This window comes from Schaalia cardiffensis F0333 (assembly GCF_005886435.1).
Classification (GTDB): Bacteria; Actinomycetota; Actinomycetes; order Actinomycetales; family Actinomycetaceae; genus Pauljensenia; species Pauljensenia cardiffensis.
The window spans coordinates 612,845-632,331 of the sequence record NZ_CP040505.1; the positions used below are offsets into that span (position 1 = coordinate 612,845).

General features: G+C 61.3%; 14 protein-coding genes. 9 read left to right on the forward strand and 5 right to left on the reverse strand.

Annotated features, from left to right (window positions below; all coding sequences use genetic code 11):
* The first annotated feature begins 2 nt into the window (after positions 1-2).
* The 5 genes from mtrB to secA all read left to right on the forward strand — a co-directional run bounded on the left by mtrB (position 3) and on the right by secA (position 9,113).
* On the forward strand, positions 3-1,604 hold the full coding sequence (mtrB, locus tag FFA61_RS02465) for an MtrAB system histidine kinase MtrB (protein ID WP_242600861.1): 1,602 nt from the start codon (positions 3-5) through the stop codon (positions 1,602-1,604).
* Complete coding sequence (locus tag FFA61_RS02470; RefSeq protein WP_005961963.1) at positions 1,604-3,277, forward strand: LpqB family beta-propeller domain-containing protein; 1,674 nt, start codon at positions 1,604-1,606, stop codon at positions 3,275-3,277. Before mtrB ends, FFA61_RS02470 begins: the two co-directional genes overlap by 1 nt.
* Positions 3,278-3,652: 375 nt before the next feature.
* Positions 3,653-4,360, forward strand: coding sequence for a ComF family protein (locus FFA61_RS02475; RefSeq protein WP_175406552.1), 708 nt, complete (start codon positions 3,653-3,655; stop codon positions 4,358-4,360).
* A gap of 179 nt (positions 4,361-4,539) precedes the next feature.
* Positions 4,540-5,184 (forward strand): ribosome hibernation-promoting factor, HPF/YfiA family, encoded by a 645-nt coding sequence (gene hpf / locus FFA61_RS02480; RefSeq protein WP_040313507.1) that lies wholly within the window; start codon positions 4,540-4,542, stop codon positions 5,182-5,184.
* A gap of 1,049 nt (positions 5,185-6,233) precedes the next feature.
* Positions 6,234-9,113, forward strand: coding sequence for a preprotein translocase subunit SecA (secA, locus tag FFA61_RS02485; RefSeq protein ID WP_005961956.1), 2,880 nt, complete (start codon positions 6,234-6,236; stop codon positions 9,111-9,113).
* Positions 9,114-9,160: 47 nt separating this feature from the next.
* On the opposite strand, the gene FFA61_RS02490 is transcribed toward secA, so the two are convergent.
* Positions 9,161-9,634 (reverse strand): Rv3235 family protein, encoded by a 474-nt coding sequence (locus FFA61_RS02490; RefSeq protein ID WP_040313506.1) that lies wholly within the window; start codon positions 9,632-9,634, stop codon positions 9,161-9,163.
* The gene (locus FFA61_RS02495; protein ID WP_005961952.1) at positions 9,631-10,491 is read right to left on the reverse strand and encodes a LysM peptidoglycan-binding domain-containing protein; all 861 of its coding nucleotides are present in this window, start codon (positions 10,489-10,491) and stop codon (positions 9,631-9,633) included. The genes FFA61_RS02490 and FFA61_RS02495 overlap by 4 nt, the downstream gene beginning before the upstream one ends.
* Positions 10,492-10,763: 272 nt before the next feature.
* Between FFA61_RS02495 and FFA61_RS02500 the strand changes: the two genes are divergently transcribed.
* Complete coding sequence (locus FFA61_RS02500; protein ID WP_005961950.1) at positions 10,764-11,330, forward strand: hypothetical protein; 567 nt, start codon at positions 10,764-10,766, stop codon at positions 11,328-11,330.
* Between the two features lie 430 nt (positions 11,331-11,760).
* Here FFA61_RS02500 and FFA61_RS02505 read toward each other — a convergent pair whose 3' ends face one another.
* Positions 11,761-11,970 (reverse strand): helix-turn-helix domain-containing protein, encoded by a 210-nt coding sequence (locus tag FFA61_RS02505; RefSeq protein ID WP_005961949.1) that lies wholly within the window; start codon positions 11,968-11,970, stop codon positions 11,761-11,763.
* Between the two features lie 150 nt (positions 11,971-12,120).
* Here FFA61_RS02505 and FFA61_RS02510 point away from each other — a divergent pair, with 150 nt between their 5' ends.
* Genes FFA61_RS02510 through FFA61_RS02520 form a run of 3 tightly spaced genes read left to right on the forward strand, consistent with a single transcriptional unit; the run spans position 12,121 to position 14,784 of the window.
* Positions 12,121-12,747 (forward strand): flagellar biosynthesis protein FlgA, encoded by a 627-nt coding sequence (locus FFA61_RS02510; RefSeq protein WP_138588749.1) that lies wholly within the window; start codon positions 12,121-12,123, stop codon positions 12,745-12,747.
* The gene (locus FFA61_RS02515; protein WP_005961945.1) at positions 12,744-14,315 is read left to right on the forward strand and encodes a CpaE/TadZ family protein; all 1,572 of its coding nucleotides are present in this window, start codon (positions 12,744-12,746) and stop codon (positions 14,313-14,315) included. Before FFA61_RS02510 ends, FFA61_RS02515 begins: the two co-directional genes overlap by 4 nt.
* A 4-nt stretch (positions 14,316-14,319) precedes the next feature.
* On the forward strand, positions 14,320-14,784 hold the full coding sequence (locus FFA61_RS02520; RefSeq protein WP_005961943.1) for a DUF6912 family protein: 465 nt from the start codon (positions 14,320-14,322) through the stop codon (positions 14,782-14,784).
* 304 nt (positions 14,785-15,088) lie between these two features.
* On the opposite strand, the gene FFA61_RS02525 is transcribed toward FFA61_RS02520, so the two are convergent.
* Together FFA61_RS02525 and FFA61_RS02530 are read right to left on the reverse strand one after the other, a co-directional pair.
* Positions 15,089-18,244, reverse strand: coding sequence for an AAA family ATPase (locus FFA61_RS02525; protein WP_005961941.1), 3,156 nt, complete (start codon positions 18,242-18,244; stop codon positions 15,089-15,091).
* Positions 18,241-19,449: an exonuclease SbcCD subunit D gene (locus tag FFA61_RS02530; protein WP_005961939.1), complete on the reverse strand. Its 1,209-nt coding sequence runs from the start codon at positions 19,447-19,449 to the stop codon at positions 18,241-18,243. The genes FFA61_RS02525 and FFA61_RS02530 overlap by 4 nt, the downstream gene beginning before the upstream one ends.
* Positions 19,450-19,487: the final 38 nt, after the last annotated feature.

Below are 19,487 nucleotides of genomic sequence, written 5' to 3' on the forward strand. Positions count from 1 at the left end.
TGTTGCGCGCATTCACCCTGGGGATCGCGCGAATCAAAGGCACACGCCTGTATCGGCGCGTCCAAGCCTCCGCTCCAGCCAGAGCCGTTCGCTCCTCCCTCTCCTTGCGTTCCGCCCTCGCGATCACTGTCGCTGCGCTCGCGGTCATCACGGTCTTCGCACTTCTCGTCTCCGCTCAGCTTCGCACTTCCACTTTTGAGTCGCGGCGCACTCAGATCCTCGACGATGCGGCGTTGCGCTTCTCTTCTGCTCAGGCGGTCTTCGATCAGTCGACCGCGCAGACTCCGGACCAGGTTCAAGAGACCGCCCGACAAGTCGTTTCAACAATCAACTCCTCCGCCGCGGGAGCCGGAGCGGTCTCAGTCGTCCTCTTGCGTTCCCCGGATGCTCATTCGAGTTTCCGCATCAATCAGATCACCGATGGGTCCACGGACCTGCTCATCAGCGAGAGAATGCGCACTGCTGTGCGCCAAGATGGCCGACCCCAGTGGCAATCCGTTGCGATCCCCATGGTGGATGAGGAAGACGCTCCCGGCATTCTCGTCGGGCAAGTCGTCCAATTGCCGAGGGCGGGTAAGCACGAGCTGTACATCATCTATTCCCTCGCCTCTGATCAGCGTCAGGTCAAAATGGTGATTCGCGTCCTCTTCGCGGTGGCGCTGCCGATTCTCATTGGCCTACCGATTGGAGCGTTTTGGCTCCTCTTCTCGATCCTGCGGCCCGTACGTCGAACAGCTGAGGCTGCCAAGCACCTGGCTGCTGGTGATCTTGAGGCTCGCGTGCAAGTTCGCGGAGAAGATGAGATGGCGGATCTTTCAATCGCCTTCAATGAGATGGCCTCGTCTTTGCAGAAGAAGATCCAAGAGTATGACGAATTGTCGCGCCTGCAGCAGCGCTTCGTTTCGGACGTGTCCCATGAGCTGCGCACGCCCTTGACGACGATCCGCATGGCGGATTCGGTGATTTGGGATCATCGCGAGGCCCTGCCCCCAATGGCCAAGCGTTCGGCTGAGCTCTTGCATGAGCAGACTGAACGCATGGATTCGCTGTTCACCGACCTCTTGGAGATCTCCCGCCACGACGCCCGCTCCGCCGACCTCGCAGCTGAGGTCATTGATCTGCGTCAGGTTGTTGCGAAGGTTGTCGCCATGAACGCGGAGCTTGCTGAGCGCCTCGGAGTCGAGGTCCGTTTGGGAGGCAGTGAAGAGCGCTGCGCTGTGGCGATTGATGACCGCAGGATCGAGCGGGTCTTACGCAATCTGCTCGTCAACGCCCTCGAGTTCGCCGAGGGCGGGCCCGTGGACCTGACGATCGGACAATCCGATACGGATGTCGCCGTTCGAGTGAGGGACTATGGGGTCGGAATGAGTCCTGAAACCGCAGCCCACGTTTTCGACCGCTTCTACCGAGCTGACGCTTCGCGTAAACGCACGAGCGGGGGAACCGGGCTCGGCCTGTCGATCGCGGCCGAGGACGTTGCTCTCCACGGGGGGATACTTGAGGCCTTCGGAGAGCTTGGGCACGGTGCTTCCTTCCTCATGACCCTGCCGAAGAAGGCTGGCGATCAGGTACGTTCCGAACCTTTGAAACTGTGGGAGGACTGATGAAAGGGCGCCCTCTGATCCTTGTTTCGCTGCTCGTGCTCGCCCTCTTCGCTGCGGCTTGCACCTCTTTGCCGAAGGCCTCTGAACCTGCGCCTTTCGATGTTTCTGCGCATACGACGAACCCGGTGGAACTGTCCGCGGATGGTCCCGCGAGGAACTCCGATCCAATGACCCTAGTCTCGGATTTCCTTCTTGCTTGCGCTGCAGGGGCGAATGATGATTTCGCCACGGCTCGTCTTTTCCTCAGCTCCGATTCATCGCAGCGCTGGCATCCCGAGCAGCAAGTCCTCATCTACGACACGGCAAGTCGGCCTACTCTCACGCTCTCCTCACCCGCAGGGGAGAACACGGCCGAGGTGAGCATCTCCGCTGTGCCCGTGGCATCCCTTGATGCCTCGGGCGTCTTGTCACGAGCAGAATCTTCACAGATCTCCCAGGCACTGTCCCTGGTGAAGGAATCGGGGCAGTGGCGTATTTCCGCTCCGCAGGATTCTTTCATCGTCTCCAAAGCGTCCTTCCTTGCTTCTTATGAGCGGGTGAATCTGTACTTCCCGGCCCACTCCGGCGATGCCCTTATTGCAGATCCTCGTTGGTTGCCCTCCCGCCGTCTCGCCTCCCACCTGATCGAAGGCCTCGTCGAAGGTCCCTCCAATGCTGTGGCGGATGCGGTGAGCAATGCGATCCCCGCAGGCACTACCGTGCCCTCCGCGCCAGTGGAGGTTACGGATCGCATCGCGAAAGTCCATGTGGAAGGCCCTGTTCCTCCAGAGGGGACGGCCCGAGATCTCCTCGTCTGGCAGATCACCTCGACCTTGGAACAAAGCCCCTCGATCACCCAGGTCGAGATTCTTGTCTCCGATGTTGAGTTGAAGGATGCGGCCCCATTGAAGGATCCCTCGTACCTGCTTGATACACGTTTGGGAATGCTGTCTGGGGCGATCGGGACCTTGAATGCGACGAAGCTCATGTCACTTCCCCTGTCGACTCCTCCTGCGGAGGGGGCTCGTCACCCCTCGATGTCGCCCGTTGACCGGGGGCTTTTCGCCTGGCGTGAAGGAGAAGAGCTGGTCGTCGAGAGGATCGAAGAGGACGCGACTCAGGTCAGGGTTTCAGTGGGGGGCGGAGGGGCTCCTTCGATTGATCGTTTCGGGTGGACATGGTCTGCCAAAGGGGGTGGGCTTGCGGCCGTCTCTTCTCAAGGTGAGGTCCTTGAAATCTCCGGCTTTGATCCGAGTCCTCTCTTTTCTCGCGTTGCCGTGTCTCCTGATGGTGCTCGAGCTCTGCTCATCGGAGCGGATCATTCGGATAAGTCTTTGATGATCGCGACGATTGTGAGAGATAGACAAGGCAAGCCCACTTCGCTGAGCTCGCTCAGTGTCATCGAGGGAATTGTTTCGATGGTCGAGGACGCCTCCTGGGCGGGCACAGATGCTTTCGTGGTGCTGCGCCGCAAACAGAACGAGGACGGGACGGGGAGTGTTGAACTCGCCGAAGTACAACTCGGAGGGTTTTTGACTGCATCTTCTGCGCCTGAGGGGGCTGAGGAGATCAGCGCGGGCTCGGGCCCGGGCAATGTGTGTACGAGGACTCATACGGGCACACTTCATTGCCGTTCAGGGGCGCTATGGCAGGACATGCCTTCGGGCCTCGTCGATATTCGCTACCCGGGCTGAAGAATCCACAGGAGCGGAGGTTCCTCTTTTCTGCACAGCTTCACGAAGGGGAAGGGTAAAGATGAGGGCGCTTCCCTTGACACTAGGCGCATGTGGATTGGAAGAAGTGGCGATTTTGTGCGAGAAGCTGCGAATCTGTTCCTTCCGACTCGCTGCGCAGGGTGTGGAGCTTGGGATGAGGTGGTGTGTGCGGAATGCGCGAAGCAGGTTGAGGCCCCTTGCCACTGGGGAAGTCTTGAAATGCCGGAGCTCTTCGCCATCTCGGATATCCCCTTGCTTGACGGGGGAGCATATGAGGGGCGGAGGCGAGGTCTCATTGTGTCGGCGAAGCATTCCCCCTCATTCGACCCTGAAGAGCTGCTACGACAATCGGGAATGACTCTTGGTCGGGAACTGGGGCGCATGCTCAAAATCGAGGTGTCCTCAGCCTTGGCGCAAAGCGTGGGCTCTGCTCAGGGGGAGGCTCTTGCCCAAGACGCGGGCTCTGCCCAGGACGCGAGTTCTGCCCAGGACGCAGGATTTGCCCAAGGACTGGGCTCTGCCCAGGGGGAGGCTTTTGCCCAACACACAGGTTCTGTCCGAGACGCGAGTTCTGCCCGAGATACGAGGTGTTCCCACAGGAAGGGCTGCACACAAGAGGAACGAGACGCGCGATTGGGTCGACACGCTTTCACAGATAACGCGGAGCGAAAAGAGGGGCTCGCCCTGGCGAAGGGTGCGGAGATCTGGATCATCCCCGCTCCTGCCAGCTGGAAACGCCGTCTGTTCGGACGCCAAGTCACTCCCGCCCTCGCTTGTGGGCTCGCTCAGGGATTGAGCCGGGAAACAGGAGTTCAAGCCAGAGTCGTCGAGGCCGTGGGATTGAGAATCGGAACTCCCTCCCAGTTCGGAGTCGGGGGTGCACAGCGGCGCAAAGCGAAGATCGGGTCCATGCGTGCGCGCCTCCCCTTGCCTGAGCCCGGGAGGATCGTCCTCGTTGATGATGTACTGACGACTGGGGCCACGATGCGAGAGCTCGCAAGGGTGTGCGCAGGGGCTTTGGCCTGCGCAGTCTTCGCGAGAGTGAATCCCCCATCCCTATGACTTAGGTCATAATCTGGGTTATGCTCGTGCCATAGCCAACACGGAGGGGGATCTTTCCTGAAAGAGCCTCCGACGTGCACGGATGGAGGTGATAGCTCAGATCACGGCCCGAGGCAATGACGCGTTCGGGCATCCGATTTGCGGGCAATGGAGCCCGCCTGCTTCCTCTGGAGGAAAATATGGACATCACCGTCGTCGCGCGCAATGCGGAAATCCACCCGAACTTCCGCGCCTACGTCGAGGAAAAAGTCTCAAAGGTCACGCAGTTCTACCCCCGCGCGCAGCGGGTCGACGTTGAACTCACCCACGAGCGCAACCCCCGGCAGGCTGACACCGCTGAGCGCATCGAACTGACCGTCTACGGCAAAGGCCCGATCATCCGCGCTGAAGCGGAATCGGCGGATCGCTACGCAGCGGTCGATATCGCCGCAGGCAAACTCTTCGAGCGCCTCCGCCGCATGCGCGATCGCGCGAAAGACCACAGACGTCGCTACCCGCGCGAACTTGACGAAGTCGAGGTGATTGAAGAAGTCGCACCTGTCGAAGAAGTGCCCGTCCCCGAGGCTCCCGCCCATCTGCGCTCCGCCGAAGATCTCAAGGTCGGTGAAGCCCGCGAAGAGCAGCTCGGTGATTCGCCGATCATTGTGCGCCAGAAGGTTCACGAGGCTGCGCCGATGACCGTTGATGAGGCTCTCGACCAGATGGAAATGGTCGGACACCCCTTCTTCCTCTTCGTCGACAAGGACACGAAGCAGCCGTGCGTCGTCTACCACCGCCACGGCTGGACCTACGGCGTCCTTCGTTTGAACACCACGGTCGAATAGGACGGTGTGTCGCTCCACCACATCAATGAGACGCGGGCCCCGGCGAGTTTGTACGCCGGGGCCCGCGTGCGACGTGTTGCACCGGTGGATACCAGTGAGTTTGTGCGCCGGGGCCCGCGTGGGCGTGTTGTGCTGGTGGGTATTAGCGAGTTTGTGTGAAGCGCTTCGTCTGCGCTGGTCCACAAGTCGAGCGGTGTGTCGCGGAGCCTTGAGGAAACCCCAGGTCGTCATTTGAATCCTCCAACCTGTGCACGCTCGGTGTTCGACTTGGGGTCTGACCCGGAGATGTCGGGCAGAGCGTGTGGCATTTTCGAGCGTTTCGGTGAGGTTTGAGAGGGGAAACGGCGTATTCGGTAGCATCGTCGGTGACTGGTTTTGCGCGGGCAAGGGCCGAATAACCCCAAATATGATCTCGGCGCGTCCCGGCACCTTCACGCCTTGCCGAAACCATAATCGGGGTTGTTGGAGAGCACTCGGTCCTCACTCGTACGACCCCAAGTATGATCTTGGTGCCATCTGGCACCCCCAAGCCTCGCCGAAACCATAATCGGGGTTCCCAGGCAGCAGCGGGTCCCCACACGCACGACCCCAAACATGACCTCGGTGGGTCTGAGTGTCCCTCGGTCCTGCCGAGAGTGTGATTGGGGTTGTTGGAGAGCACTCGGTCCTCACGCGTGCGACCCCAAATATGATCTCGGTCCCACCCGGCACCCCCACGCCTCACCGAAACCACAATCGGGGGAGCAGAACAGGGATGTCGGCGAGTTTGTGTGGAGTGCTTCGCCTGCGCTGGTCCACAAGTCGAACGGTGCGTCTCCGATCCTTGAAGAAGTCCCAGGTCGAAGTTTGAATCTTCCGGTGTGTGCAGGCCTGGCGTCCGACTTGTGGCCTTAGCCGGTCGGCTGAAGGAGGGAGAAATACGCGTCTTCGTGATTCTTCCCTGAGATTTCGGCGCCGAGTCGAGACAAAGCCTGGGAACTCCGTAAACTGGAGCAGCGCATAGGCGCACGCGGGGCACACCGCCCCGGAAACGAACCACAGGAGTCCCCGTGTCCTTGATCGACAAGATCCTCCGAGCCGGCGAAGGCCGCACCCTCAAAAAGCTCGACCAACTCGCCAGCCAGGTCGACGCCCTCCAGGAGGACTTCGAGAAACTCAGCGACGCCGAACTCCAGGCGAAGACCGCCGAGTTCAAAGAACGCCTCGAAAACGGAGAAACCCTCGACGACATCCTCGTCGAAGCTTTTGCGACCGTACGTGAAGCGGCCTGGCGCATCCTGCACATGCGCCCTTTCCATGTTCAAGTCATGGGCGGCATCGCCCTCCACAAGGGCAATATTGCCGAAATGAAGACCGGCGAGGGCAAGACCCTCGTTGCGACTATGCCCGCCTATCTTCGGGCACTGACCGGCAAGGGCGTCCACGTCGTCACCGTGAACGACTACCTCGCCAAATACCAGTCCGACATCATGGCGCGCGTCTACTCCTTCCTCGGCCTGAGCGTCGGCTGCGTCCTCGTCGGACAGACACCCGCTGAGCGGCGCAAACAGTACGACGCGGACATCACCTACGGCACGAATAACGAATTCGGCTTCGACTATTTGCGCGACAACATGGCCCAGCGCGTCGAAGACATGGTCCAGCGCGGCCACAACTACGTCATTGTCGACGAGGTCGACTCGATCCTCATTGATGAGGCCCGCACCCCGCTCATCATCTCCGGCCCTGCCTCGGGAGACGTGAACCGCTGGTACGTCGAGTTCGCGCGTATCGTGAAGGACCTCATCCGCGACGTCGACTACGAGGTCGACGAGAAGAAGAAAACCATCGGAGTCCTCGAACCGGGAATTGACAAAGTCGAGGACGAGCTCGGCGTGGAGAACCTCTACGAGGCTGCGAACACCCCCCTCATTGGTTTCCTCAACAACGCCATCAGGGCGAAGGAACTCTTCCACTTGGACAAGGACTACATTGTCGACGGCGGTGAAGTCCTCATCGTTGATGAGCACACCGGGCGAGTCCTGCCGGGGCGTCGCTACAACGACGGCATGCACCAGGCGATCGAAGCCAAAGAGGATGTCGAGATCAAAGCGGAGAATCAGACTCTCGCCACGATCACCTTGCAGAACTACTTCCGCCTCTACCCCGAGGGCTCGCGGGCGGGAATGACGGGCACCGCTGAGACTGAGGCCGCCGAGTTCTCCTCGACATACAAGATCGGCGTCATCCCGATCCCTACGAACCGTCCGATGATCCGCATCGACCAGCCCGACTTCGTTTTCCCGACAGAAGCCGGGAAACTCAAGGCCATCATCGAAGACATCGCTGAGCGTCACGCGAAGGGGCAACCGGTCCTCGTGGGCACAGCCTCGGTCGAGAAGTCTGAGCTCCTCTCGCGCCTCCTCAAGGACAAGCACATCCCGCACCAGGTCCTCAACGCGAAGCAGCATGCTCGCGAAGCTGCGGTTGTCGCAATGGCCGGTCGTAAAGGTGCCGTCACCGTCGCGACGAACATGGCGGGTCGAGGTACTGACATCATGCTCGGCGGCAACTCCGAGTTCATCGCGCAGGCGAACCTCGCCTCCCAGGGAATTGACCCGAAGGAGAACCCTGAGGAGTACCGGGCCCAATGGCCTCTCGCCCTTGCCGAGGCAGACGCGGCCGTGGAAGCCGAGCGTGAAGAGGTACGCGAACTGGGCGGCCTGTATGTCCTGGGTTCTGAACGTCACGAATCGCGCCGTATCGACAATCAGCTGCGAGGCCGTTCCGGCCGTCAAGGAGACCCCGGCGAATCCAGGTTCTACCTGTCGATGGAAGACGACCTTATGCGCCTGTTCAATTCGGGTATGGCCCAGCGGATCATGGCGTCCGGTGCCTACCCGGAGGATCTTCCCCTGGAGAATCGCATTGTGTCGCGCTCGATTCAGTCCGCGCAGCACCAGGTCGAAGCCCGCAACTTCGAGATCCGTAAGAACGTCCTTAAATACGACGATGTCATGACCGGGCAGCGTGAACTCATTTACGAGGAGCGCCGCCGCGTTCTTGAGGGTGAAGACCTTGAGCCGCAGATGAAGTCCTTCATGGAGTCCCTCATTGTCGGCATCGTCAACGAGAAGACAGCGGGTCTTGCCCCCCGAGAGTGGGATCTTGACGTTTTGTGGGATACGCTGCGCGGCTACTATCCGCCTTCGGTCTCCTATGAGGAGGTCGAGATGGAACACGGCGGGCGCGCCTCCTTGGTCCGTGAGGATCTTGTGTCTGAACTCGTCGGTGACATTCAAGCGGTTTACGAGGACGCTGAGGATGCTCTGAATGAGAATCCGCTTGCTCGCGAGCAGCTCGGTGATGAGCCGATGCGCGCTCTTGAGCGGCGAGTCGTCATCGCGACTGTGGACCGCCTGTGGCGCGAGCACCTCTACGAGATGGATTACCTCAAGGAAGGTATTGGCCTTCGTGCGATGGGTCAGCGCGACCCGCTCGTCGAATATAAGGACGAGGGCGCCCAGATGTTCCAGGCGATGATGGAGCGGATCCGCGAAGAATCGGTCCAGCAGGTTTTCGGCTTCGCCCACCAGTTTGAACGCGCTTTTGAGCAGGCTCGTGAACAGGGGCTCTTCACAGATGGGATCGGAGCAGCGGGATTGAGAGTGAAGTCCTCGCCTGAGGAGGATTCCTCTTCGGCCGATGCCCTTGATGCGATTGCCGCAGCTGAGGCGGCCGCCGAGGCGAAGGCTGCGAAGGAGAAGACTCAGGCTGCGAAGCGGGCGCGAACGGCTCGTGCCGCATCCGTGATGGGAGATTTTGGTCAGAAGAAGGCTCAGAATCTGCGCTACTCCTCGAGTGAGGCACAAGCCGGGACGCCTTCGTCTTCGGGAGGCAATCGCGAGCAACGTCGAAAGGCTGCGAGGAAGGCGCGCAAGCGCCGCTGATTCGCGGCTGATGCTCCCTGTCAGGACGGGGAGTGGCTTTCTTCGAGTTAGGCGATTTCGAGGGCGGTGGCGATCCATCGCCCTCGAAACGCTTCAAGGCGCAAAGCGACCGCGTAGGAGCGCTTTGCTCCTTTCACAACGACGGCAGATTCGACGGCCCCATTGACTTCTTGGAACCTCCACGTCGTTGGTTGGCAGGTCCTTTTACCCACGCCAATGACTTCCTCGTCGAAGCGCAGGTGTTTAAGAGCGGAGAAAAGCGAGGGGATGAGCCAACGCTCGAGTTGGCGCTTGTCTCGAAGCCCGAGAACTGATTCGATGATCGCCCGCGCGAGGCCCGCTGACCAGGCGCCTGCTTCCGGAGCATCGACTTCGAGTCCCGCGTCTGTGCGACGGGACCTGAGCCATTCGCGAGTATCTGATTGTTGCGATGGAGGGACATCGAATCTGAGGTCCCAGCGGAACATCCTGCGAGACGGGGTGTGTAAAGGTGTGGTGGCTGAGATCGGAAGAGAACTCATTTCGACTCCTGAGGAAGGACGAGGACGGTGCCCGGGTGAATGAGCGAGGGATCAGAGCCGACCACAGAGGCATTCGCCGCGTACAGGGCGCGCCAGGCGGCGTCGATTTGTGAATCTGAAGCCCCGGAAGGCAGGAGAGTCTCAGCGATACTCCACAGGCAATCCCCAGGTTCGACGGTGAGTGTGGCGCGAGGCTGAAGCGAGTCGAGTTCGGAACCCTGGTGCGAAAGAGGCCCCTCTCCTGAAGGGGCGCTTCCCGTGGAGGCCTTGAGATCTGATGAGAGAGGAGCACTCTGCAGCTTTGTCGAGCGAGGATCGGGATCAGTAGTGGAGGAGGGCACAGATCTGCGAGTTGAGTGTGTGAGATCTTGCGGGTGAGTCTGATCTGTCCTGGGGAACTGCTCAGGGGAGTGATCGGGGGTTTGAAGATCCTGAGTGGGAGCCTGCGCCTGCTCGGCGTTGTTTTGAGGGCTGGGAGTAAGACGGCCCAGATCCGAGGGAGAAGCCTCAGCCGGATCGGTCGAATGCCACAGCCATGACACTGATTCTGAGTTGCTGGCGGTGCTATCGGTTTCAAGAGGAAGTGGGGTCGCGATTGCAGCCCCACTCATGCCGAAGCCGAGGGTGGCGAGCCCGAGGGCTGACCTGCGCGCGCCTGCGATGACCAGGCGTCGGGCGGCACCAGAACCGATCAACATGACAGCTCTGCCGAAGAAGAGCCTGAGCACTGAGGGGAGGAAAGTGAGTCGTGTCGCCAAGGCCAGCCAAGCTGCGAGGGCCGCGCGGAAAAGGATGAGCGCCACGAATGCGGTGACGGCGGCCGTGAGAAGGAACTCGGGGTGAGCTGGGGATGCCATTGGAAGAAGGCGGGTGAAGCTCGCCGCGAGGAAGAGGGAAGTCGGCGTTGAAACGAAGGCGTGTGCCAGCGTGAGTCGCAGGTCCCGTGACTCACGATCTGTGCAAGTATCCACGATTCACCTCGTTTGTATATGGTTCGTGCCAGTTCATATAAATTCAGTGTGCATCGCCTTTGCTGCTTCGTCAAGGGGGTGTTCAGTTGTCGGCGAGGGATGCACATCTTTGCTCAAAGGAATGGAGAACGCGCTCCAAGAATGCGACTCTGGAAGCTGTGGACCTCGAACTCTTCCTGCACTCCCTCGAAGCTGAATTTGAAGCGCGCCGCCGCGAAGAACACGATGAACTCGTCGGTGAACTCGCCGACGCCGAACGAGTGTCCGTGCGCCTGGCGGACCGGATCGTGCAAGCGAGCGGCAAGAACATCACCCTCATCCTTCGAGGGGGCCAACAACTCAGCGGCACAATCCTCGACGCGACGCGCAACTGGCTCGTGATCCGCGAGAACTCAGGAGCATCCCTCGTGCCTCTCGGAGCGATCGAGGCAGCCTGGCCCCTCAAAGCGGGGTGTGACCTCGGAGGCGTTCGTGCAGGCCTGGGGATCTCCAGCGCCTTGCGCGGGCTTGCAACTCAAGGCTCTCCTGTCGTCATTGACCACGACGCGGGGCGCCATACGGGCATCATCCGTGAAGTCTTCGCAGATCACTTCGACCTGGACATCTCGCCCTCGACACATGAGCTTGATTGCCGGGACCGTAGGTCGAGTCAACGCATCGCCCTCGTCACCTCGGGGATCCGCCGTGTTCGTTCCTTTGATGTACTAAGGCAAGACAGGGGGTAAACGGGCTACGAGCAGGGCGTTGAGCGAACTGAAGCGAGTGGCGGGGGAAGGAAGGTCTTCGAGCAGGACCGCTCCTGCGGGGCTCACTGGGGAAGAGTCGGCGCTGGGGGCTGTTTGAGCAGAGCAAAGCCCACGGGGAGTGGGGCGTGATCACAGGAAGTGTTCTGCGATCGCCAGAGCGTGTCGCGCTTGAGGGAGTGCTTCGCCTTGGCTCGAGGATGTCGCGATCGCAGGGAGTGCCCTGCCTTGAGCGGGAAGGGGGTGCCCTGCCTTGAACGGGAGTCTTGCGTGTCGACAGGGGTGTCGCGGTCGGTGGGAATGCTTCGCCTAGGCAGGAGGGTGTTGCGATCGCGGGGAGTGCCCGGCTTTGCGGGGGAAGGGGCGTGCCCTGCCTTGAAGAGGAATGTGGCGAGTTGAGAGGGGCTAGCGTTTACAGGGAGTGCTCTGCGATGCGCTCGCGGGTGGCGGCGTATTGCTCTTCAATGTAGTGCTCAAGCACGGCCTCCTCGACGCGCCAGGCGCGCTTGCCGCCGACCTGGATCGCGGGAAGCTCTCCAGAGGTGACAAGGGAACGCGCTGCAGACATCGTCAGGTTCAAGGTCTCAGCCACATCGGCGAGCGTCAAGAATCTCGGGGACATGTCCCGAGTATCTCATTTCTTCTCGATTCCTACGAGATCGTCCCTTTTTCTTGTGGATAGTGCGCCCGTCGCTCTTCCCCGGATTCCCGCTTGACGATCATCGCCTGTGGAAAGAGCGCCAAACCCCCGTGAATCGGGGAAGATGGCCGCGTGCGCAATCGACGACGAACCCTCACAGTGACTGGCCCCGTTCCGCTCTGGCGCGACCCGCGCCTCCTCGGTGGCCTCGCCCTTATCGCCGTGTCGATCCTCGCCTGCGTGTGGCTGGTCGCCCAAGCCCGAGCCGGAGTCAGCGTCTATCGCACGACCCGCCCCATCGCCATCGGTGAAAGCCTCGATGCGACGAACACCGCCCTCGCAGATGTCAGGATCGACGCCGAGGCATACCTCGAAGAAGGGGAACTCGTCCCCGGCACGCTTGCCAAGCGATCCATGGGCGAGGGGGAACTCGTCGCGAGAGCATCGACGACGAACGAGGCCGAACAGAGCCTGCGGCGTTTCGTCGTCACAGTCGCCGACGGCTTGCCCAGCTCCACCAAACCCGGGGATACCGTGGAACTTTGGGCTCTTCCCTCAGCCCATCCGAGCAGAGGCACAGAAGAACAATCGCACCTCCTCGCCTCCGCGACTCTCGTGAAAATCATTGATGATGAAGAATCACTGGTGCGCAGCGGACTAAGAATCGAAGTTCTTGTCGATGCAGGAGTTGTGTCCACGGTCCTCGACGCGACCAGCGGCCAAGAATCGCTTGCAGCAGTCCCCGTGGGGGCGTCGTGAGTGCCAGACAGGGTGTCGTCGTCCTCGTCAACCCTGAAGAAGAAGGCGAGATCGTTCGTGCAATCGACCAGACGAGCGGGCTGAAAGTCGTCAGGCGCTGCGCGGACCTCGCTGAAGCGCGCGCGGCGATCCGTGCGAAGGTCGCTGCCCTCGTGGTTCTTGACATGTCCGATCCTGACCTGGACGCCATTACCATTGACGAGCTTCATCGTTTCGGTGCAGGAGTCATCCTCGTCGCAGATCCCGAGGACACTGCGCCAGCCCGAAGCCTTGGGGCTGATGGCTTGTGCGCGCGGGGGCTTCCGTCAATGGTGGTGGACTCTCTACTCGCCCTCCTGCGCAGCGAAGACGCCGAAGAAGGAGTGTCTGCGCTTCCTCTTCCTCCGCCTCCCCCGGATTCAGAATCACAAGGCGACGAACTCCACCTTCTGGAACAGGCTCTCCTCAATCACGAAGCAGGGCGATTCTCGCAAGCTCAGGACAGGGGTGGGAAGAAGGGGCATGTGATCGCTGTGTGGGGCACCTCAGGCGCGCCCGGGCGTTCAACGATCGCGCTCGGACTCGCCCACGCGCTCGCGAAAAAAGGGGAGGTCCTCATCATTGATGCCGACACGAAGGACCCTTCGATCGCGCACATGTCAGGAGTTCCCGTTGACGCCTCCGGATTGGCGGCATTGGCGCGCCGAGTCGTTCGAGGGGGACTCGACGCGCGCGCTGTGCGTGAAAGCGTGGTCAAATGCGCGCCCGGCCTGTTCCTCCTCACGGGGCTTGCCAGTCCCCATCGTTGGCGCGAAGCGGGCCCCGCTGCCATTGTTGAAATCATTGAAACCGCTCGATGCGAGTTCGAGTGGATCCTTGTTGATGTTCCGGCGATCAGTCCTGACACGATGTGTGAGGAAGTGAGCCATCAGGGAAGTCAAGACGATAGTGCGGCGGCGGTCCTTGCAAACGCCGATGAGATCGTGTGTGTCGCGCGAGCGGATGTCATCGGGGTGAACCGTTTGTCTTTCGCCGTTGAGTGGCTTGCGGATCAGCTTCCCGAACAACACGCCAGGATCGTGGTGAATCGGGTGGCTCCCTGCGCCCTCGGGTCTCGCCCCCATAATGCCTTGGATGCGGCCCTGTCGGGGATCGTCCCGGGGGCTCGCGTTCATATTGTTCCAGAAGACGAGGCCGTGGCCACGGGGCTCCTCGAGGGGCGAAGCGTTGTGGTGAATACCCCGAAATCTCCTGCGGCGAAAGCCATTGAAGCCCTCGCCGAGCAGATCGCACCCTCAAAGCCATCTTCGAAGCCGAAGCCCCCGCAGGATTCTCTTGTGGGCTCATATCCTTCCGGGCGCAGGATTGAGGCACGAGGGCGTGGGGGGAGTGCTGAGGAGGCGAGTATTCCTGGGCGTAGAGGGACTCAGGGAATCATGCCTGAAGCTGAGGGGAGTGGGTGGAGCACTCCTGGAGAAAGAGACGCGCAAAGCGATGCAGTGCCAAGAGAAGCTGAGTCGATGAATCGTCCCTCTCGTCCCTGGAGGGGATTTCTTTCACGGCGCAAAGGTCCGAATGTGGAACACTAGGCGTATGCGCGTCTATCTTCCTCTTCTCGGCTCTGAACTTCTCGGTGATTCCTTGTCTTCGCGCAGGGGCTTCACGGTCATCGCGCCGAACGCAGCGGACTCGGAGACGATCGAGGTCCTGGAAGACGATGCCCAGACCGAGGCTGCCCTCGTGTCCTTGATGGAGCTGCGAGAGCGTGAGGGCGAGCCGATGGTGCGTCTGATCGCAGCCGCAGATGTCGCCGATACTGCTCTCGAGGGCGAAGGCGAGGGCGAGGGGGTCGTTGAGACTGCCGAAATCGCTGTTTCTTGGAGCGAGGTCGTCGCAATCCTCGCGGATTCTGGCGAGGCGGCCCCCGCTGTGCTCAAGGTCGTCGAGGCGAGCGAGCAGGATGAGGCTGATGAGGCTGTGGCGGCCTTGTGGGAGCATGCACTCGAATGGTTCGACGTCAGCGAAAGGGAGAGCCTCGCAAGGGCGCTCGGCCTGTGAGGCAGGCGCTACGGCGCATGACTTCGAGGAATACCCCCGAGGCAGGGCCCGTGAGGAGAACACTCGAGGCGGGCGAGGGGAAGGCCCTGCGCACTTGCTCGCCGAGAGACTAGCTTCGCCCGAGGAATCCCGAATAGTCGCTTGCCGAACTGCCTTTGGACTGAGCTGGCTCCTGGGTGACTCAGAGCGGCTCTCGACCGCCTCGCCCCTTGAGTGATTCAGTCCTAGTCGCCTCTGGCGCTCAGTGATTCACCCCTGGTTGCCGCGGGCGCTCAGGGACTCATCTGCCCAGATACTCATCGGCTCAGCCGGTAACCGACAAGCGCGAACCTCCGCGCCCACTGGGCGTCACGGTGATCCTGTCGGGGATCTGCCGGGCCATCTCATCCACGTGACTGATCACGCCGACGACTCGCCCCGAATCCCTCAACTCGTGGAGCTCGGCCATCACGAGTTCCAGAGTCGCAGAATCGAGAGAACCGAAACCTTCGTCAATGAACATCGTGCGCAGCTCAATGCCCCCGGCCTCGGCCGTCACCACATCCGCCAGGCCGAGTGCGAGGGACAAAGAGGTGTAGAAGCTCTCGCCCCCGGACAGGGTCCGCGGCGAACGCGTCTCTTCGGTGTCGTGGTCGACGATCGCCAGGCCGAGGCCTGAACGTCGAGAACGCGTCCCATCATCGGGAGTTGAGACGAGTTCGTAGCGCCCCGAGGAGATGGACAAGAGCCGAGGATTTGCCGCCGCCAAAACCTCATCGAGGCGAGAGACGAGAACCCACGCGGACAGCGGAGTCTGGAGGAGATTCTCTTTCGAAGAGGCGTCTGCGATCCCGGCGAGTCGCTTGAGGGGGCCGAAGCTGTCACGGACTTCATGAAGCTGGGAGAGGGAATGCGAGAAATCCACCTCGGCGCTCTGGATCTGCTTCAGGGCCTGTTCCAAGGAGCCAAGTCGACGCTGCGCCTCGTCTTGGCGTTTCTTCGCCTCATTCAGAGCCTCACGCAAAGGCTCTTCATCTGCCGGCACAAGACCTTCCGCGCGGGAAAGGCGCGAAGAGGCGAGCAGCTGAGTCACAGCCCCGAGCGTGGAATCGTAAGCGGAAACCTCAGCTTCGAGAGCCGTGATCTGTTTTTCGCTCGCATGGAGTGAACGGATCTCATCGTGCGCTTCAGGAGTGTCTTCGAAACCCCCTTCGTCCAAAGCCGATAGAGCCCTCTCATGTGCTGAAGCTGCGAGCTGCGAACAGTGGAGGAACTCGCTCAGTCCTGAGGAAGCTTCCTTCAAGAGGGTGAGAGCGCGAGTGAGTGCGTCATCCAGGTCGCCCAGTGATTCGGCCTTCCCCGCGGCCTCAGCGCATCTGCGCTCATCCGCTTCGAGGGATTCTCGCATGGAGGTGATCTCCACTCGTCTCTCCACGAGCTCGACTCTGGCCGCTAAGCGTTGCTCCTTCACAGCGGCCTCTTTTTCACGTGCTTTCTTCAGATCCGCTTCCAGCTCCGCCTTGAGTTTCTTGACCGCGAAGAGCCTTTCGACCGCCTTCTGGGCCTCCTCGAGTTCCAAAGAGATCGAGGCCGCGTCGCCTCCGGCCCGCCCATTCGCTTCTTTCACAGCCTCCACCAGGGCCAGGTGCGCGCTTGAAGCCGCTGTGAAACGCTCATCCGCTTGAGTCTTCGCCCGGTCGAGGAGGGTGATTGCGTCTCGTGACAGGTCCTCACCTTCAAGGGCGGGCATGGGGGAGGGGTGCTCGAGGGAACCGCACACCGGGCAGGCCTGGCCCTCCTCAAGGTCCTGGGCGAGGGCGCTCGCCGTCTGATTGAGCCACTGCTCATGGGCGATCATCGCTGTGATCTGCGCGTCACGGGCTGCGGCTTTCGCTTCGCCGAGCGCCTGGGAAGCAGCTTTCATCTCCTCAATGAGGCGGAGCGCATCCTGGGCGGCGCTCATCCGGGCTTTCACCCGCTCCAAGGCTCCCTCGACCCCTTCGAGTCCGTTAATCTCAGAGGCCATCGCCTCCAATGCTTCTTCCCCCATCGCAATTCGCTGTGGTGACTCTGCGAGTTGCTCGTCGAGGTGCGCAATTGTCGCTTCGAGTGCTGCGCGCTTGTCAACACGGGCCTCAAGGGCGTGTCGACGATCCTGGAGTCCGGCTTCGAGGGCGAGGAGCTCACGAATCCGTGCACGCTCCTCGGTTCTCAACTCCTTGTGGTTTTCGATCTGGGGAAGGAAAGAGCGAGCGAGTTCTTCGCTCAAAGAGGCCTCATCGAAGGTGAGGATCTGGGCGGCGCTGCAGGCTGTCAAAGAGTGGAGAGCCTGCGTGTGAGCAGCCTTTCGGGCGGCGAGTGCCTGATCTCGCTGCTCAAGGCTCGGCAGGATCGCTGCGACACGGCGGGCCTGCTCGATCTTCTGGCGAGTGGCGGCGATAGCGGGGCTCTGGGCTTCAAGAGCCGTCTTCTCTTCGAGGAGACGAGTCCTCTCCTCTACGAGGGCCCGATCCTCCTTCGCCTGGGCGAGGGCTTGAGCGGCCTTTTCTGCAGCTTCAATGAGGGGCGGTTGGGAGGCCCGGGCCTGGTCGAGAAGCTTTTCGGCAGTGGAGACGATGTGTTCGGCGCGTTCTCGGGCCCACCCCTCATCGGCCAGAGGATCCATGGGGGCAAGGGAAGCGTGATCTTCAGGCTCCGGTGAAGGAGCCTCGGGGGACAGTGAAGGAGCCTCAGGGGACATGGAAGGAGCCTCAAGGGATGCTGAAGGTGTCCCAAGAGGTGCGGGGACCTCAATGTCTTTCAATTCCAGGCGCTCAAGCGCCCCGAAAGCGCGCAGGCACTCTTCTTCGGCGGTGAGAAGCCGGGCCTTGCCGGAGTTTGCCTCACTGACGAGGCGCTTTTGGAAGTCGAGATAGACACCCGTTTCGAAGATATCGCGCAGAATGGACTCGCGATCCTCAGACTTCGCGGTGAGGAATTCGGCGAACTTGCCTTGAGGGAGGACAACAGTCTGCAAGAACTGCTCCTTCGTCAGACCGACGATCCGCTTGATCTCCGAAGAGATCTGGCGGGCACCGCGTTCAATTCCCTCAATGGTGCGGTATCCCTCCGGACAGGAGGGGTCTTCGATGACGCGTACGAGGCTCGCCTGAGAGTTCCGAGCAGATTTATTCCCCTTCGGCACATACTTCGGAGTCCGGGTCACACGATAGATCCCGGCAGGGGTTTCAAAGATGAGGTCGACCTCGCTATGGACCCGGGGTGAGGCGTAGTCGGAGCGTAGACGCTGTGTCGACGCATCCGATTGACGGGCGACATCACCGTAGAGAGCGAAGACGATCGCGTCGATGAGCATCGACTTGCCCGCGCCCGTCGGCCCGGCTAAGAGGAAGAGCCCCGCATCGTCGAAGACCGTGAAGTCGATGACCTCAGTGTCGGCGAAGGGGCCGATCGCGGTGAAAGCGAGTCTGTGGAGCCTCATTGGAGCCCCTCCTTCCTCATATCCGTCCACACGTCCGAGACGATCTGGGCTTCCCTCGCATCGAGTTCCCTGCCGCCAACGGCCGCAAAGAAGTCGAGAGTCACCTCCTGCGGGGCCCTGGAGCGCACGCCCGGCGCCCCAGAGGGGATCGAGGATCGGATCGCGGACTCGTGAAGGATGACGAGGGCGTGGGGGTAGACCTCGCGGATGCGGGAAACCATCTGCTGCGGTCGAGCATCGTCAGTGACGCTGATCGAACAATAGGCGTTGACGAGCGCAGGATCCGGATCGGCCAGCAGGTCTTCCATCGTTCCCCTGAGGAGGGCGAGGGGCCTGTGAACCGGAATTGGTACGAGCTCAATCTCGCACGAGTCCCCGTGCACATCGAGGAGGACAACGGACTTATCGACGCCCGCCTCGGAGAAGGAATAGGCGATGGGGGACCCTGAATATCGCAGGGGCATCCGGGCCCCCGAAATGCTCTGGGGACGGTGCAAGTGCCCGAGCGCTGCGTAAACAACACCCAAGTCAATCTGCTCTTCCCCGCCGAGAGTGTCGAGCACAGCGGCTGGCACACAGCCCACTCCGCCGACCTCGATTACCCGCTCCGAATCTGATGGGGCGCCCCCGGTCAAGAACTCGTGAAGCATGATGATCGCCGGACGCTGATCGCCCGCTTCCCGTCGAAGCTCAAGATCGGCGCGGACTCGCCGAAGAGCGGCCGCGACGACGGCCTCATGGGAGCGGGGCAGGGGAGCGGGAAGACCAGAGTCGAGTGGAGCAAGATCGGAGAGCTCTTGGCGGACAAGATCCGGCTCCAAATAAGGGATCGGGTAGATCAGACAGCCCCCTGGGCCCCCGTGCTCGACGGCGGTGCCGATCGTGTCGACCCCGGTCGTCACGACGAGGCGCTGATCCAACATGGGGGAAAAAAGCCCCAGGCGCGTCGCACTGTCATGGTTGCCTGAAGTGATGATGACGCGGGCCTTCGCACTGAGCTCTTCGAGCATCTTCGAGGTTCTCGCGAGGGCGTTCAGGGGTGGCACCGCACGGTCGAAGAGGTCTCCACTGATGAGGACGAGCTCGATCGAGCGCGCCTCGACGAGCTGAAGAAGCCAGGAGAAGAAGGCATCGACAGAGTCGGAAAGGTCTTGCCCGTGGAGAGTACGTCCGATATGCCAATCGGAGGTGTGAAGGATCCTCATGCTCCAAGTATCTCGAAGCCCACGTGCATCTGCGGACC

Coding starts and splice junctions, on each gene's coding strand:
- FFA61_RS02470 (WP_005961963.1), top strand. CDS start 1,604: ATGAAAGGGCGCCCTCTGATCCTTGTTTCGCTGCTCGTGCTCGCCCTC.
- FFA61_RS02475 (WP_175406552.1), top strand. CDS start 3,653: ATGACTCTTGGTCGGGAACTGGGGCGCATGCTCAAAATCGAGGTGTCC.
- hpf (WP_040313507.1), top strand. CDS start 4,540: ATGGACATCACCGTCGTCGCGCGCAATGCGGAAATCCACCCGAACTTC.
- FFA61_RS02490 (WP_040313506.1), bottom strand. CDS start 9,634: ATGAGTTCTCTTCCGATCTCAGCCACCACACCTTTACACACCCCGTCT.
- FFA61_RS02495 (WP_005961952.1), bottom strand. CDS start 10,491: ATGGCATCCCCAGCTCACCCCGAGTTCCTTCTCACGGCCGCCGTCACC.
- FFA61_RS02505 (WP_005961949.1), bottom strand. CDS start 11,970: ATGTCCCCGAGATTCTTGACGCTCGCCGATGTGGCTGAGACCTTGAAC.
- FFA61_RS02520 (WP_005961943.1), top strand. CDS start 14,320: ATGCGCGTCTATCTTCCTCTTCTCGGCTCTGAACTTCTCGGTGATTCC.
- FFA61_RS02525 (WP_005961941.1), bottom strand. CDS start 18,244: ATGAGGCTCCACAGACTCGCTTTCACCGCGATCGGCCCCTTCGCCGAC.
- FFA61_RS02530 (WP_005961939.1), bottom strand. CDS start 19,449: ATGAGGATCCTTCACACCTCCGATTGGCATATCGGACGTACTCTCCAC.